Here is a 13,601-nt window from a genome sequence, read left to right on the forward strand (position 1 = left end):
AGGCGTACGTCTTCCCGGCCACAGGGCCGTTGAGCCTTCCGCATGCTGCTCTTCGTCACGCGCATCGGGTCATGGGGCCGGGGCGCGGGAAATGCGAGAGCCGTATGACCAAGAACCACGGCCGTAAGAGCCGGGCGAGAAACAGGAGTCGCCGTTCCGGCGTCGCCTACGCGGCCGCCAACGCGGGAACCCGTCACGTGCACGCCAGTGGCCGTCGGCCACGGACCTTCAGCCTGACCCCGGCCGGTGGGGAGTCGAGACCGTGCCGGACCTGCGGACCGCGGTCGCGCTGATCGGCGCCAGCATTGAGCGGTGCGCGCCGTGCCGGCAGTCCCTCACGGCGAAGCTCCTCGAGGAGGACCCGATCGTGCTCGCGGTGACCGCGGGCGCCGCCTACCGCCTGTACGCGGCGGCCCGCGTACCCGGAGAAGAAGGCCCTGTCGCCGGGCCCGCCCAGGCGTTCTCGTTCCTCGTTGAGCACGCCCGCGCTCACGGTGGCGATGCCCGACTGCTGCTCGCGGGAGTCGAGCGGATGCCCGCAGCGGACCGTGCGGCGCTCCTGGACGACGCGCTGGACCTCTTCAGCGCCCCCGCTCCCGCATATGGGGGCGGGGGCGCGGCGGCCATCGCCGTCTCGTCGGATGAGCGCGGCGTGATCCGTACAGGACCGCTGCCACGTCACCAGCTGCCCGCGCCTCTTCAGCCCAGCAAGGAGAACCGGATCCGTATGAGCGAGAACACCGAAGACGTCATCCGGCACGCGGAGAGCGCGGCCCGCTCCCTCGCCGAGTTCGTCACCGACCTCCAGTACCGGGGGACCGGGATCGAGTACCCGGCGGAGGCCTCCCGCATCTACCGCGATCTCACCCGCGCCGCAGACGAGATGACGACAGCCCTCACTCTGCTCAGGACCTTCATGGAGGGCCTCCGGGAGCAGGACCGTCTGATGACCGACTACCGGGGTGAACCGCGCGGCGAGGTGCTGCAGCGCTACACCGACTCATCCCTCGATGCGGAGCAACTCGCCGACGCGCTGGGCAAGGCCCGCCCGGTCACCGAGCACCCGGCGTACGAGGAGGTGCCGGGTGGCGAGCAGGGGCCGGCGGCCGCGGTCCGCTCCCTTGCCGAGCTCGTCACCGGTCTCAAGTACCGGGGGATCGAGTACCCGGTGGAGGCCTACCGCATCTACAGTTTCCTCACCCGCGTGGCGGGGGAGATGAGGACAGCTCTGCCCCTGCTCAGGACCTCCGTGGCAGGCCTTCGAAACAAGGAACTCCTGCGGGACGAGACGCTCGACGAAGCGATCCAGCGGTACACCGACGCGTCCCTCACGGCCGCGGAACTCGCGGGAGTGCTGGGCAGGGCGTACTCCGCCCTCGGGTACCTCGCATACAGGGAGGCGCCCAGCGGACAGGAGCCGGCAGTGCGCGGCTGAGTCTGTCTGTTCGGCGGGTGTGTGTTCGCCTGCGGACGCGGTGGGTCAAGGCCGGGGCCGGTTGGTAGCCCCGGCCTTGGTCATGTTGTTGTGACTTTGATCGATAGTTGGCGGGTGCCGCAGCCGGACCTGCTGGTCGCGTGGCGCCTTTGACCTCTGGCTGGCGGGTTCTTTGATTGATAGTTGGCGGCTCGGAGACCCCGGTCAGTCACTCAACGTGAGGTGAGTCTCCGCCCGCCGACGTGGATCAGAAGTGCGTTGCGATGCCGAAGGCGCGGCGGAGTTGTGCCATGTCGTGACGATCGCGTTCCGACGGCTCGTAGCCCTGGTGGAAGTAGACCTGCTGTTCGGCGGACAAGGACGGGACTGGCGTCCCATGGATGGTGCCCGTCACGAAGCATGAGGACGGGTGGGTGAACGGACGCTCGGGTTCGGGTGATGCCTGTACTGCTGAGCCGTCGTCGGCGAAGACCAGCGGGTGGAGGTCGATCTCTCGTCCGTCCGGTGCTGTCACGACGAATCGGATGGGCCTCCAGTTCAGGGTCTCAACGAAGCCGGCCTCATGGAGGGCAGCCAACACGGCGTCTTCCTGGTCCTGCCGGTGCATCAAGTCCAGGTCGCGGTGGTCTCGCGTCTGCTCGCCGATCAGAGAGTCGATCCCCCATCCTCCACCGATCCAGACGTCCGCCTTCGCCTGTCGTAGCAGAGCCAGGACGAACAACACGTCTTCAGCTGTCATCACCTGACGCAGGCTAGGAGCGTTCACCCAGGGCCGCGAACGTTTTCCTGGCCAGCCTTCCGCCGGCTGGTTGGTGGCAGTGACGAGTTCGGCGTGCGCAGCAAGAGCACATCTTCGAACTTGACCGCACCCACAGTCACCAGACCGATCGCTCGCCAACCAGAAATCAAATCCGCCAACTAACGATCAAAGTCACAGTTGTCCGGCCGTGCGAGGCTGCCGCCCGTGAGCACCCAAGTCGTCAACCCACACCGAAACGTCTCGCGAGTGAGTGAGAGTAGCCAATATAATGTATGACTTTGGCCAATCGGGTGAGTGACTTCTGATATCCTGAAGGGGAGTTGAGTATTGGGAGGGTGAGTGAGTCAGTCACCACAGGCAGAGCACACCGTGAACGCGAGCGACGCCCGCAGGGATCTGTATGCCTTGGTCAAGCGCGCCGAGGGCGACGGGGTCACGACGCTGATCCACAAGCGGGAGGACCGTGTTCTGCTCGCCCCGCTCGACCGGTTCCCGGCAGCGCGGAAAGCCGACGCCTTCCCCTCCTGGGTACTGAGCGCGGCGCAGAAGGAGTTCGGTGACCTGATCTCGCGGGCGGCTCAAGGCCAACCGCAGGTGCTCCGCAGGAACACCACGCCCGTCGCGGTGCTGCTCCCGGTCGACACCCACGCAAGTGCCCTCTCGTCCGACCCGGCCGCGCCCTCCGGCGCGGCGCCCGCAGGAGGTGCGGTGAACAGCCAAGGACAGCAGGACCGGGAAAGCGTGCCGCGCAGGCTCGCGACACTGGGCGATGCCATCGGTTCCGTGCTCACCGCCGGCCCCGCCGACGTCCCGACGTTCGGGCTGCCCGGCCTGGACGCCGCGACCGGCGGTCTGCAGCCGGGCCGGCTGACTCTGGTGGCGGCCGCCCCTAACGTCGGCGGAAGTCTCCTGGGGCTGGCCGCCGCCCGCACGACCGCTCTGGTCGACCACCGCACGGTCCTGTACGCGGCGTCGGGCCCGAACCAGGCCGACATCATGCGCCGGATCATCTCTGCGGAGACCGGGGGCGACTACCCGCGCCTGAAGCAGGGCCGCCTCACCCCGCAGGAGCAGCAGGTTGCCCAACAGTTGGTCCATGCGCCGCTGATGATCGACGACGGCAGCGATCTGACCGCCGAGACCATCGCGGAGACTGCCCCGTACGTCCCGGACTTGGCCCTGGTGGTCGTGGACCGGCTCCAGGCCGCCCACAACGCCCGTCTTCCCCTGTCCGGCGACCGTCTCCCGGACGCCTCCCAGGTCCTGGCCTCCCTCGCACGCACCCTGCACGTGCCGGTACTCGCCGTCGTCGACAGTGACGAGCCCACGCTGCTCGGGCTCCTGGACGCCGATGTCCTGCTGACGCTCACCGCGACCACGGACCCCGGCAGGGTCCAAGTCACGGTGGCGGAACGCGACTTCGGCGTGATCGGCTCCGCGTACCTGCGCCCCGACCTGCTGCATGCCCGCTTCGGCGACGCGGAGGCCGTGCCCGCCGCAGGGACCGGCAGCGAAGACTGGAGGCTGCACACCACGCCGGAGGAGCGGGAGCTGGCCGACGCCGCGCTCCCCTACACTTCCGGCGCTCAGAAGGGACTGCCGTCCGCTCTCACGCACCTGCTGGCCGCGCTGCGCACCGCACTGGTAGCCGGTGAACAGGAGGCGATCGCCGAGCTCGCGGCGTCCCTGGTGCAGGCTGCTGCCGCGCCGCCGCAGATGCCGGACACCGCCGAGGGCCGTCGTCTCGCGGCCGCGCTGCACGCTTACCGCGCGCCCGCCCCCGCTGGCGCCACCGCGCAGCCTTCTGCCCCGGAATCCGCCCGACCTGCCGCCGCCAGCGGCGCCGTCGCGGACGCGGACGACGAAGACGCGGCGCGGGACGACGATGACGGCCTGGTCCCGGGCGACGAGGAGGACGAGCCGGAAACTGCGGTGTTCCCGGCGTTGCGGATCCTCAAGGACTCCGTGACGCGTTCGAAGATGCACCCGGTCCCGGTCATCCGCCTTGAGGACCGGGAGGACGGCCCCTGGCCGTTGATCAGCGAGGACATGGACGGCGAGCCCCGCTGGGTCCACCCCGACGTCACCAGCTCCCGCGTCGCCCACACTCGAGAGAACGGCAAGCGGGTACGGCGCGACCAGCTCGAGGTGCCCGCCTCCTTCGGGGACGGTGTGCTGTGCCTGATCGACCGCAACGGCTCCTTCCCCTCCGCCTGTTCGGCCGTCCCCCTCGCCCCGAACAAACTCCTGCACACCGGGCCCCTCGACGCGTTCGACAAGACCCAGGCCGGGATCTACCAGATCGACATTCCGGAATGGGACTACCCGGGCATGCCGCACCCGCTGGGGCGGCTCATCGACCGGCCCGACGACCAGGGCCGCGTGTGGGTGACCACCCCGCACATCAAGCAGCTGGAGCGCCTGCACCGCGAGGGACACCTCACCGCTCCCGTGACCATCCACGACTCGTGGACGGGGAAGGTGAACGAGTCGCTGTTCAAGCCGTTCTACACCGCGGCCCGCGAAGCCCGCACCGAGCTCATCCAGGCCGGCGGCGAGCCCTACAAGAACTACAAGACCCGCCTGTCGATCGCACTGCGCCTGCTGTGGCCCAAACGCCCCTCACAGCGGTCCCCGTTCTGGCGGCCGGACTGGCGCATGAGCATGGTCGCCGAGGCCTCCGTCCGCCACTGGCTCAACGCCTTCAAAGCCGTCCAGGAAGGCCACACCCTCGTCGCCCTGCGCAACGTCGACGCCGCGATCTTCTGGACCCCCGACGAGACCCCGCCCGGCACGTACCGGCTCGGGACCGGCTTCGGTCAGGTGAAGGCCAAGTTCATCCAGCCCGGCGAGTTCATCCCCGAAGGTGACGACTGATGGCCGGACCCACAGGCCGCGGCAACTCCCTCGGCGCCGCACTGGGCGACCTCCTGCGCGCCCAGGTCACCCCCCGCCACCGGCTGTCCTCCTACAGCGCCAAGCACTGGCACGCCCAGCTCAGCCAGCTCACCGGGACCAGACGCGGTTACGAGGCCCTGGAGAGCGCCGGCCTCGACGTCAAACCCGACACCCTCTTCAAGTGGCTGTCGGATCCCGAGTACAACGTCCGCCGCAGCTACCGCGACCTCATCCACACCGCGTACGAGAACGTCGCGATCGTCCCCGCCGACCCCATCCCCGACCACGTCAAGAACGGCCAGTTCGAGATCAGCGGCCTCGTCAAAACCGGCGCCGACGAACGCGAACGCGGCAGCCACCGCGCCGCCCCCCTGCGCATCGACGGGAGCCGCGGCGACTGGAGCGACATCGAGGCGCTCTGGCTGGCCGGCGACCTGCGCGACGACGACTTCGAGGACCGCTTCATCGACGACATCATCATCGCCGACATCGGCGAAGGCACCGACGGCTGGGAATTCTCCGGCAGCGCCTACGCCGTCGAACTCAGGTGACACTCGCGCGGACTCGGACCTCGGCAGGTTCTGAACATGGCCTGTGGGTCCCGTAGATCGTGTGCGTCTGCTGCAGCGACAACGCCCGGCGCGGAGCAGCCTGTCTTGGTCTCTGAACACCAGGTATGAGGTCTGTTCCCACTGGGACATCAGCGGATCAGCAGATCGGGGTGCTTTCGTCGTCAGTCTCTGGGACTGTCACCATCGGCGGCTTGGTATTTGACACAACGAAGTACAGCTATATCGCGCTCAAGGCCCAAAACCAGTTGGCCGTCTGCCGAAAATGCCGCTGCCCGGAAATTTGCGGCAACGAAGGTGTGCAAGAGCCGCCCAGCCCGCAGTTCCCAGACGCGGGCAGTCCCGTCCTGGCTTCCGGTGACAGCGACGGGTTTCCCGTCGAGGACCGTGCAGGCCACTACGTTGACCATGCGTTCGTGTCCGGTGAGGGGGTTGCCGATGGGCTGGCCGGTGGCCAGGTCCCAGACGCAGACAGTCCCGTCACGACCTTCGGTGACGGCGACGGGTTTCCCGTCCAGGACCGCGCACGCCACCGCGGAGACATCTACACGGTCTGTTACGAGGGTCTCGCGGAGGGCTGGAGTGAAGTCGCTTCCGGTGGCCCAGGTGGGCGTCCACTCATCGCGGCCTGTATGGCGGGTGAGTTGACGAAGCATCGTGGTAGCACCGGCGCGGGCAGCGTTGAGAGCAAGGGCTTGTCGGCGTACGGCGGCGGTGGCGGGGGCGTGCAGGTGGAGAGCAGTGCGGTAGACGGCGGCGGTGAGGCATGCTTCGTCTGACTTGGCGTGCTGCAGGTGGGGGGTGAGGTTGTAGGGGGTGGCGTGGACGAGGTATTCAGTGGCTTTGAGGATGTCGTCAAGGCGTTCGGCTGCGGCGGCGTGGGTGGCGAGGTGGTTGAGGGTGTAGGGGTGGGCGCGGGACCAGTCCCGGGTAGCGTCGCTGCGGTAGGGGACGCAGGTGGTGAGGGTGTCGACGAAAGCACTGTGAACGGCCGCAGGGTCGGTGCCTTCGCGGAGGTGTTCGGTGAGGGCCTGGTGGTACAGGCGGTAGGCGGAGCGGCCGTTTTCGATGGCTTCGACGACGTAGGAGCCGGCGTTGCGCCGAAGCCACAGCAGGTCGTCGTCGGTGTAGGTGCGGCCGGAGATCGCTGAGGCGAGGGGGGCCCAGATACCTTCCCAGGGAAGGCCCTGGCCTTCGGCGTAGGCGAGGGGGCGCAGCAGGTCGGCGGCGCGCTGGGCGTCGTCGCCGAGGCGGCGGGTGAGGTCGTCGCGCATGGCTTCGTCTGCGTGGCGGGGCAGGCTGGCGCGCCATTGCGGATCGCGCGGGTCAGTGACGACTCGATCGGCTGCGGCGAGGGTGTAAGCGGCGAACCGTGCGACGAGAAACGAGGTACCGGCAGCGGTTGCGACGGCACTGGCGACGTGCCGCAGGAGCGTGGTGTCTGCCTCCCGGTAGGGGGAGGCGCTGTGGCTTGCGATGAGGTTGCGGATCGTATATGCGCGCAGAGCATGGCGGTCGGCGTAGCGGTTGCTGTCGAGGTCCAGAACCTGGTTTTGGTCGTCTGCTGAGATGCCGAGGCGGTCGAGGAGGTAGGGGCGGGTCCCGAGGAGCAGCCGAATGCGGCCCTTGGAGTGTTCGATGAGGGGCCGCACGACCTGCGAGCACAGCGTGTCGGGAGTGGCGGCTTCGTCGAGCGCGTCGAGGAGCACGGTGAACGGGCGCCTGCGGCCGCGGTGTCTCCGTTCCAGGCCTTCCAGGAACTCGCTGACGGTAGCGCATTTGAAACCGGCGGCGGCCGCGAAGCCGGACAGCACCTCGGCGTTGGTGAGGTTCTGCGCGTACATCACCACGTCGATGCTGCGCTCGGCAGGAAGCATGCGGGAACTGAGGCCGATTTCGTCGATGGGCACGGTGCGTCGGCGTTCGGGCATGGTGAGGGCGGCAAGGAGGCCGAGGACGGCGGTCTTGCCCGAGCCCGGGCCGGCCGTGACCACTCGCACGACATCGCCCGTCCCTGCACCGCCAGGGAGGGCGTTCCCGGATAGCTCATCCTGGTCGGGCCCGCGGTTGCTGTTCTCGCTGTCGAGCCAGGCAGTGACTTCGGCCAGGGCCTTGTGGCGGCCGCAGAACCACCAGCCGCGGGCGTACTTCCCGTAGTAGCTGCCCATGGCCCGCACGAGGAGCCGGCTGGTGAATTCTGTTTCTCTGCGGCGGGCTTCGGCGTCGAAGTCGGCGGCGTCCTGCAGCGCCAGGTCGACCTCGGTCAGACGGGTGCTGTGGCGGGGGTTGGTAAGGAAGTCGGGCGGCTCCCCGGTCAGCCCCAGCAGGGACAGGCTGATGTGCTGGTAGGCGGGCTTGTCGTCGTGGCCGTTCATCTGCTGCACCACCGCGGACACCGACAGGTGCTTCGGCGCATGGCCGGCCGTGGCCTGGCTGTCCACGACCCGGCTCAGCAGGTGCGGGAACAGGCCCGCCTGGGCCTGCTGGTGAGGCTGCGCGGAGGACACGATCACCAGCCCGGGACTGGCCGCACCCTGCGCCCACGACGTACCGAGGCGCTCCAGGGCGGCCCCGGCGAGCTCGTTGCCGACCCGGCCGGAATAGCAGGTGTCCAGGATCAGCAGAAGCCGTCGAACGCGGGTGGCGCTGAACACGTGCACCAGTTCGGCGGTCGGCAGGGAGGTGAAGGAGACGTCGGCGGGATCGGTGTCCGCCATCAGCAGCACGTGTTCACTGCCGGCTTCGCCTACCTCGCCGTGGCCGGAGAGGTAGACGGCGACCAGGTCGTCCTCGCGGCGCTCGTCCGAGGTGCAGAACGCCCGCAGCTGCTCCCTCAGTTGCTGCACGGTCGGGTCGGCGCCCAGCGCGGTGTGATGCCGGTAGCCGAGCTTCTGCGTGATCAGCTCGACGATCTGCTGACGGGCTTTAACGAGTCCGGGCCGGTCCCAGTCCGGGCACTTGGGGTACCGGGAGACCGCGGCCGCGATCAGATACCGGCGCGGCCCCTCGCCGTCCTGCGGTCCGCCGTCGGCAGGGCCGGTCATGTGAGGCCGTCCGCGATCGCCTGCCCGCACAGCTTGTCGGTCAGATACGCGGCCGCATCGTGCGCGTGCGCGCCGTTGTGCACGACCGCGCACCGCATTTGGTCCCCGAACACGGGCCGGAGATCCTTCACCAGGGCAACGACATCCCCGTGATCGGCAAGGTTCGTCCACGCCAGCTGCGTACTGCCGGGCCACACGCCCTGCGGCTGCCCGCCGAGCGTGAGGGGTGCCGGCTGGAGGCGGTGGAGGATCAGGTTCGGGATGCCCAGCGGGGACCCGATCGTCACCAGGGCCCGCACGTGGTGGCCGGGCCGGGCGGACAGCGCTTCGTAGGCGATGACGGAGCCCAGCGAGTGCGCGACGACGACCTGGGTGTCGTCGCCGATCTGGTCGACGACGCGGGCCAGGGCCTTCGCGCGCAGGTCGGGGTCGGTGAGGTAGCGGTGGACCTGCTTGAGGTCGAACACCATGGCCCGCAGGGCGAGTCCGGCGAAGAACTGCGAGCCTGACAGGGCCCGCAGCGCAGCCTGCACGGAGCGCGGCGTTGCCACCAGAGTGTCGGCGCCGGGCGGAACCACGGCCGGATCGCTCTCGGCGGCCGCCGTCCACCAGGCGAGCAGCAGGTCCTGCTCGAAGCCCTCCTCGACATCGGCGGCCGTATACGGCGGATCACCGGCCGCAAGGAACTCCCCGTCGGGACGGAAGAGATCACCGTAGAACGCGACCGACACGTCGGACGGCGGCAGGCGAACCCCGCGATCAGCCCGGGTGAGGCCGTCGTTCAGGGCCGGTAACCACTGCCGGCGCAGCGTTTCCTCACCCAGTGTCTGCTTGCCGATGCCGTGCACCGCCACCACACGCGCCATGCCCTGCGCCCCCGTGCTCGCCCCCGTCTGCCGTGGTCAGCACTCTAGGGGGAGATGGTTTGCGGAGCACCGCAATCCGCGAACTCCACTCGTGAAGCAGCGCGGCCACAACGCGCCGTCACGACACTGGCTTCGAGTGGGCACCATTCAGGAGGATGGCTTCATGCCTGTGCGATATCGCCGCTCGTTGTCCGATGTTGTAGTTGATCGCAACGTGATCCTCGACGACGGCATCCGCCCCACGAGCAAGCTCCTGTACGTGGTCCTGTTGGCGCTGCCCGCCGACACGGACATCCGTGATGCGGCGCCCGCTCTCGTTGGGGTCGACTCCTCAGACGACCTGGACCAGTACCTCGCGGAGCTTGCGGATGCTGGTCTCATCGAAACGGGCATGGAAGAGGGGGAACCGGTTGTCATCGTTCATCAGGCATCAGCCTGACGAGGCGTACGTGAGCCGGGGAACGCAGGTGAGAGTTCGTAGGGGTAGAGAGCGATCTCCGCGGGCTCGATGAAGAGCTCGATCAAGGTGCCGGTGACGCCTTCGGGCAGCGGATCGGCAAGGTCCAGCAGGACAGGGGTGCCGTCCAGGTCAAGCAGGCCGGCACCGCGCCGGGTACGTAGTCACGGCGCCCGTTGAGCCACAGGGCTTGAGCCATCACCCCCTCCCGTTCCGCACCGCGAGCACGGCGCCCGCAAGCCCGGCGATCCCGCCGCCGATCATGGGTACGACCTGCATCGACACCTTGTGGTCCACGGCGTAGAACCCGAGCCAGACGAAGGCCACGCCGAACCCCACCACGATCACGTGCTCAAGCAGCCGGAACCCGTAGCCCACCCACTGGTCGAGGCGCTCCCGGCGCAGCTGGCGCTCGACGAGGTCGCGCCGCCACGCGAGGTGTTGGGGGTCGATCTCCTGCCACTTTCGCGCCTCGTCGGCCTCGGGGAAGGACGGCACCGTCCAGGCGGGCATCCCGGCGGGCGGCGTCTCCTGGTCAGACATCGGTCGTCCCCCTGCCCCCACCGTTGCCAGGCGACGCTGCCGCGAGTCGTCGGTCGACCGTCAACAGCGCCTCGTCCACCGCCCGTTCGGCGGCGGCTCGGCGCCGGTCCCGCTCCTCTTCGGTCCACGGCGCGGGCGGCGCGAGCGACCGGACGTACCACCGCCACACGGGCACCCGCTCGTGGTTGCGCCGCCGCGTGAGGGCCGCGCGCGCTTGTACGGCGAGGACGCAGAGTCCGAGGGCGAAGAGCGCCCAGGGCAGCAGGGTCGCGAAGGTGTCCGAGACGTCGGCCGCTCTGAGGTTGGCCCCGGCTAAGGTCAGCGCCACCACGAGGACCGCCGATAGGAGTCCCCAACTGGCTGCGCCGACGGCGTGGTTGGCCGACACCCGGCGCGTCGCGGCAGCGGCCGGAGCCGCCGTTCTAGCCGTGGGCTCCGCGTGCGGATCCCCTCTGGCCCCGTAGAGCATCCGCTGCGCCTCGGCCACCGTCAGCCGCCTCTCGGGGTCCTTCTCCAGCAGCCCCTCGATGAGCCGCCCGAGCTCACCGATACCCCCCAGGGGCGGCGGCTCCTCCAAGGCCACGGCCGACAAGGTCGCCATGAGGCTGTCTCGGTGGAATGGCGCGTGCCCCGCGACGAGGTGGTAGAGCGTCGCCCCCAGGGAGAAGAGGTCACTGCTCGGCTCCCGGGGAGCGCCGTGCAGGCGCTCGGGGGCGATGTAGTTCGCCTCGGAGATCCACCCTTCGTCGTCCCGGGTGGTCTCGAGCTCGGTTGCCCGCGCCAGGGCGCCGATTCCGGGAAGCAGGACCCAACGGCCCCTGTCGAAGCGGATGTTGGCGGGCCGCACATCCCCGTGGACGAGCCCGGCCCTGTGCATCGCCTCCAGCGCGCCGAGCATTGCGTCCGCGACCTCCCGTACCCGCTCGCCGGACATCCGGCCGTGCTCGGCCAGGTGGTCGGCGAGGGACGGGCCCGAGACGAGCGGCATGACGGTCCACAGCATGCCGTCCGTCTCCACGATGTCGTATAAGGGGATGACGTTCGGATGGTCCCGCAGCTGCGCGGCCGCGCGGAGAATCCGTGCTACCCGTGCCATCCTCTCCGAGCCCGCCGCCCCCACCGCCTCGACCGTCACCTCCACTCGCAGGGCCTCGTCGTACGCCGTCCACACGGACCCGAGTCCGCCGGATCCCACCTGGTTCCTGATCCGGTAGCGCCCATCGAGCGTCCGCCCCGGTCCCATCTCCTGCACCACGGCCCCTCCCGTGCGACTCAAGACGCCATACCCAGTGTCCTGCGTCAGGAAGCCAAGCCCGCCGACTTCGCGGAACAGGCCTGGGACGAGAGTGCAGCAAGCATCGACGTAGCCGGGCATGCCCGCGCTAGCCGAGCTTCCGCAGCACCTCGGCGATGGTGGCCCGGTACGTCCGCAGCGCCTGCAGCCCGGCGGCGTAGCGGTCGCGGTGCCGTGTGATGTCCACGGTCTGCTTCTGCGCCCGTGCCGCGTGCCAGAGCTCGGCCGTATGGTGGCGTCGCTTGCAGGTGACGTCCGCGACGGCGGTGGTCCGCTCCCGCTGCGTATGCCGGGTGTTGCCGTCACTGTTCCGCTGCCAGCCGGCGTCCGTGTACGCCGCGACGGGGTCGGGATAGCGCGTGAATCCTTGTTCTGCCACACAGCGGGACCACACGTCCCAGGCCGCGCGGAGGCGCGGGTCGCGCTTGACCGCCTTGTCGACCTCGATCGCCCGTGTGCTTGCGTAGAGCCAGTCCCGCTTGAGGTCGATGCCGCGCATCAGCCGCCGGCTCGCCTCGGCGCTGCAGGCGGGGAGGTCCGCATACTCGGCGTTGGTCATCCGGCGGCCCTTCGGCCGGAGTGGCAGGGACTTTTCCGGGTCCCAGCCGTAGCCCCAGCGGCGGGCGGTGGCGAGATCCAGGACGCCGTAGTCGGTGCTGACTGCGGTGGCGACGACGGGGTCGCTGGGGTAGCGGGGGTCGAGCGGGAAGTCCGGGTGGCCGCGCTGCGCCATGCACTGCCGGATCAGCAACGCCGATGCCCTCTGCGATCGCTGGTAGTCCTGCGGCGTGTAGTCGTAGCGGTCGGCCGGAAGGGGGCCGAGGTCCGACGCCGCGCGGATGACGTCCGGGCGTTCTGGACCGGCGGCGCAGATCGCCGCCAGCACCACCACGGCACCCAGCCGCCACCCCCGACTCGTCATGCGAAGGGATGCTAGCGGGCGGGTGCAGCGGGCGGCCGTGGCCCCCAGCGACTCATCCCCGCACGCCAAGACTCCAAGCGACAGAAAACTCGATCAGGCGACACCTATCGAGCAGCTCTCCAGACCGACGTACCGCGATCCTGCGGGCAACTCACCGCTCCTTCGTCAACAAGTACAGCCCCGACAGACAGCGCCGGCGCGTCCGGCAACTACGCGAGCGCGCCAGCGACCTGCCCCGCGAGGCCCTCGAACTGATGAAGTCGACCCGGGAGATCGAGCAGCAGATGGCCGCCGCCTACGGCCCCACGGACAGATAGCCGCCCCGAGACCTGCAGGAAAGTACAGCGAGGCGGCTCGGGGCCTGCCACTGTGACCAGGTGAGATACCGCATCGCCGCCGCTGTGGCCCTCGCCTTCGCCACCGTCGGCTGTTCGTCCGTGTCCTCGTCGGACGGCAAGCACGCGATGAGCAGCCCGTCGCCGAGCCGGAGTTACTTGCACCCGGTCAAGGACCTGTACTGGGTGAAGAGCGACTGTGAGGCGGGCGAGACGCCCCAGATCACGTTCTGGCTGCGCAACCACACCGCGCACTCGATGGCGTACGACATCAGGTACGAGTTCTTCGACAAGAACGGCAAGGCCGTCGGCTCGGTGGAGGGCGTCTTCTCCGCGGCCGCGCACCAGCACCTCGGCGACGAGGCGCTCTACAGCGCCGGCGGCCGCTGCGGGACGTCCTTCCGGCTCGCCTACGTCAACGCCTACGACGACACGAGCGACGGCCTGGACCAGCCCCACTTCTGACGACGGGGACCAC

Annotated in this window: 11 protein-coding genes; 5 read left to right on the forward strand and 6 right to left on the reverse strand. The window is 69.3% G+C overall.

Annotated features, from left to right (window positions below):
- Nucleotides 1-262: 262 nt before the first annotated feature.
- A complete protein-coding gene (locus ABZ656_RS18600; protein ID WP_360269257.1) occupies nt 263-1,435 on the forward strand; it encodes a hypothetical protein in 1,173 nt (390 codons plus the stop codon).
- 247 nt (nt 1,436-1,682) lie between these two features.
- Here ABZ656_RS18600 and ABZ656_RS18605 read toward each other — a convergent pair whose 3' ends face one another.
- Nucleotides 1,683-2,174: an amino acid transporter gene (locus ABZ656_RS18605; RefSeq protein WP_180362827.1), complete on the reverse strand. Its 492-nt coding sequence runs from the start codon at nt 2,172-2,174 to the stop codon at nt 1,683-1,685.
- A 360-nt stretch (nt 2,175-2,534) separates the two neighbouring features.
- Between ABZ656_RS18605 and ABZ656_RS18610 the strand changes: the two genes are divergently transcribed.
- A complete protein-coding gene (locus ABZ656_RS18610; protein WP_360269259.1) occupies nt 2,535-5,072 on the forward strand; it encodes a type II toxin-antitoxin system prevent-host-death family antitoxin in 2,538 nt (845 codons plus the stop codon).
- On the forward strand, nt 5,072-5,644 hold the full coding sequence (locus ABZ656_RS18615; RefSeq protein WP_360269261.1) for a hypothetical protein: 573 nt from the start codon (nt 5,072-5,074) through the stop codon (nt 5,642-5,644). The genes ABZ656_RS18610 and ABZ656_RS18615 overlap by 1 nt, the downstream gene beginning before the upstream one ends.
- A gap of 182 nt (nt 5,645-5,826) precedes the next feature.
- Here the strand turns inward: ABZ656_RS18615 and ABZ656_RS18620 are convergent, their stop codons facing one another.
- Nucleotides 5,827-8,706 carry a caspase family protein gene (locus ABZ656_RS18620; protein ID WP_101408519.1) on the reverse strand — a complete coding sequence of 960 codons (2,880 nt, stop codon included), beginning with the start codon at nt 8,704-8,706 and terminating at the stop codon, nt 5,827-5,829.
- Nucleotides 8,703-9,572, reverse strand: a complete 870-nt coding sequence (locus tag ABZ656_RS18625; protein ID WP_101408518.1) for a hypothetical protein — start codon at nt 9,570-9,572, stop codon at nt 8,703-8,705. Before ABZ656_RS18625 ends, ABZ656_RS18620 begins: the two co-directional genes overlap by 4 nt.
- A gap of 136 nt (nt 9,573-9,708) precedes the next feature.
- On the opposite strand from ABZ656_RS18625, the gene ABZ656_RS18630 reads away from it, so the two are divergent.
- Complete coding sequence (locus ABZ656_RS18630; protein ID WP_101408517.1) at nt 9,709-10,011, forward strand: hypothetical protein; 303 nt, start codon at nt 9,709-9,711, stop codon at nt 10,009-10,011.
- Between the two features lie 216 nt (nt 10,012-10,227).
- Here the strand turns inward: ABZ656_RS18630 and ABZ656_RS18635 are convergent, their stop codons facing one another.
- The 3 genes from ABZ656_RS18635 to ABZ656_RS18645 all read right to left on the reverse strand — a co-directional run bounded on the left by ABZ656_RS18635 (nt 10,228) and on the right by ABZ656_RS18645 (nt 12,788).
- Nucleotides 10,228-10,572: a hypothetical protein gene (locus ABZ656_RS18635; protein WP_101408516.1), complete on the reverse strand. Its 345-nt coding sequence runs from the start codon at nt 10,570-10,572 to the stop codon at nt 10,228-10,230.
- Nucleotides 10,565-11,827, reverse strand: a complete 1,263-nt coding sequence (locus ABZ656_RS18640; RefSeq protein ID WP_180362793.1) for a serine/threonine-protein kinase — start codon at nt 11,825-11,827, stop codon at nt 10,565-10,567. The genes ABZ656_RS18635 and ABZ656_RS18640 overlap by 8 nt, the downstream gene beginning before the upstream one ends.
- Nucleotides 11,828-11,954: 127 nt before the next feature.
- The gene (locus ABZ656_RS18645; protein ID WP_360269264.1) at nt 11,955-12,788 is read right to left on the reverse strand and encodes a hypothetical protein; all 834 of its coding nucleotides are present in this window, start codon (nt 12,786-12,788) and stop codon (nt 11,955-11,957) included.
- Nucleotides 12,789-13,165: 377 nt separating this feature from the next.
- On the opposite strand from ABZ656_RS18645, the gene ABZ656_RS18650 reads away from it, so the two are divergent.
- Complete coding sequence (locus ABZ656_RS18650; RefSeq protein WP_129592424.1) at nt 13,166-13,588, forward strand: hypothetical protein; 423 nt, start codon at nt 13,166-13,168, stop codon at nt 13,586-13,588.
- Nucleotides 13,589-13,601: the final 13 nt, after the last annotated feature.

Origin of the sequence: Streptomyces sp. NPDC007095 (assembly GCF_040634475.1) — a bacterium.
Taxonomy (GTDB): Bacteria; Actinomycetota; Actinomycetes; order Streptomycetales; family Streptomycetaceae; genus Streptomyces.

Bases quoted from the DNA above. Each gene is read 5' to 3' on its own strand.
- ABZ656_RS18605 (WP_180362827.1), bottom strand. From the start codon at position 2,174: ATGACAGCTGAAGACGTGTTGTTCGTCCTGGCTCTGCTACGACAGGCG.
- ABZ656_RS18615 (WP_360269261.1), top strand. From the start codon at position 5,072: ATGGCCGGACCCACAGGCCGCGGCAACTCCCTCGGCGCCGCACTGGGC.
- ABZ656_RS18620 (WP_101408519.1), bottom strand. From the start codon at position 8,706: ATGACCGGCCCTGCCGACGGCGGACCGCAGGACGGCGAGGGGCCGCGC.
- ABZ656_RS18625 (WP_101408518.1), bottom strand. From the start codon at position 9,572: ATGGCGCGTGTGGTGGCGGTGCACGGCATCGGCAAGCAGACACTGGGT.
- ABZ656_RS18635 (WP_101408516.1), bottom strand. From the start codon at position 10,572: ATGTCTGACCAGGAGACGCCGCCCGCCGGGATGCCCGCCTGGACGGTG.
- ABZ656_RS18645 (WP_360269264.1), bottom strand. From the start codon at position 12,788: ATGACGAGTCGGGGGTGGCGGCTGGGTGCCGTGGTGGTGCTGGCGGCG.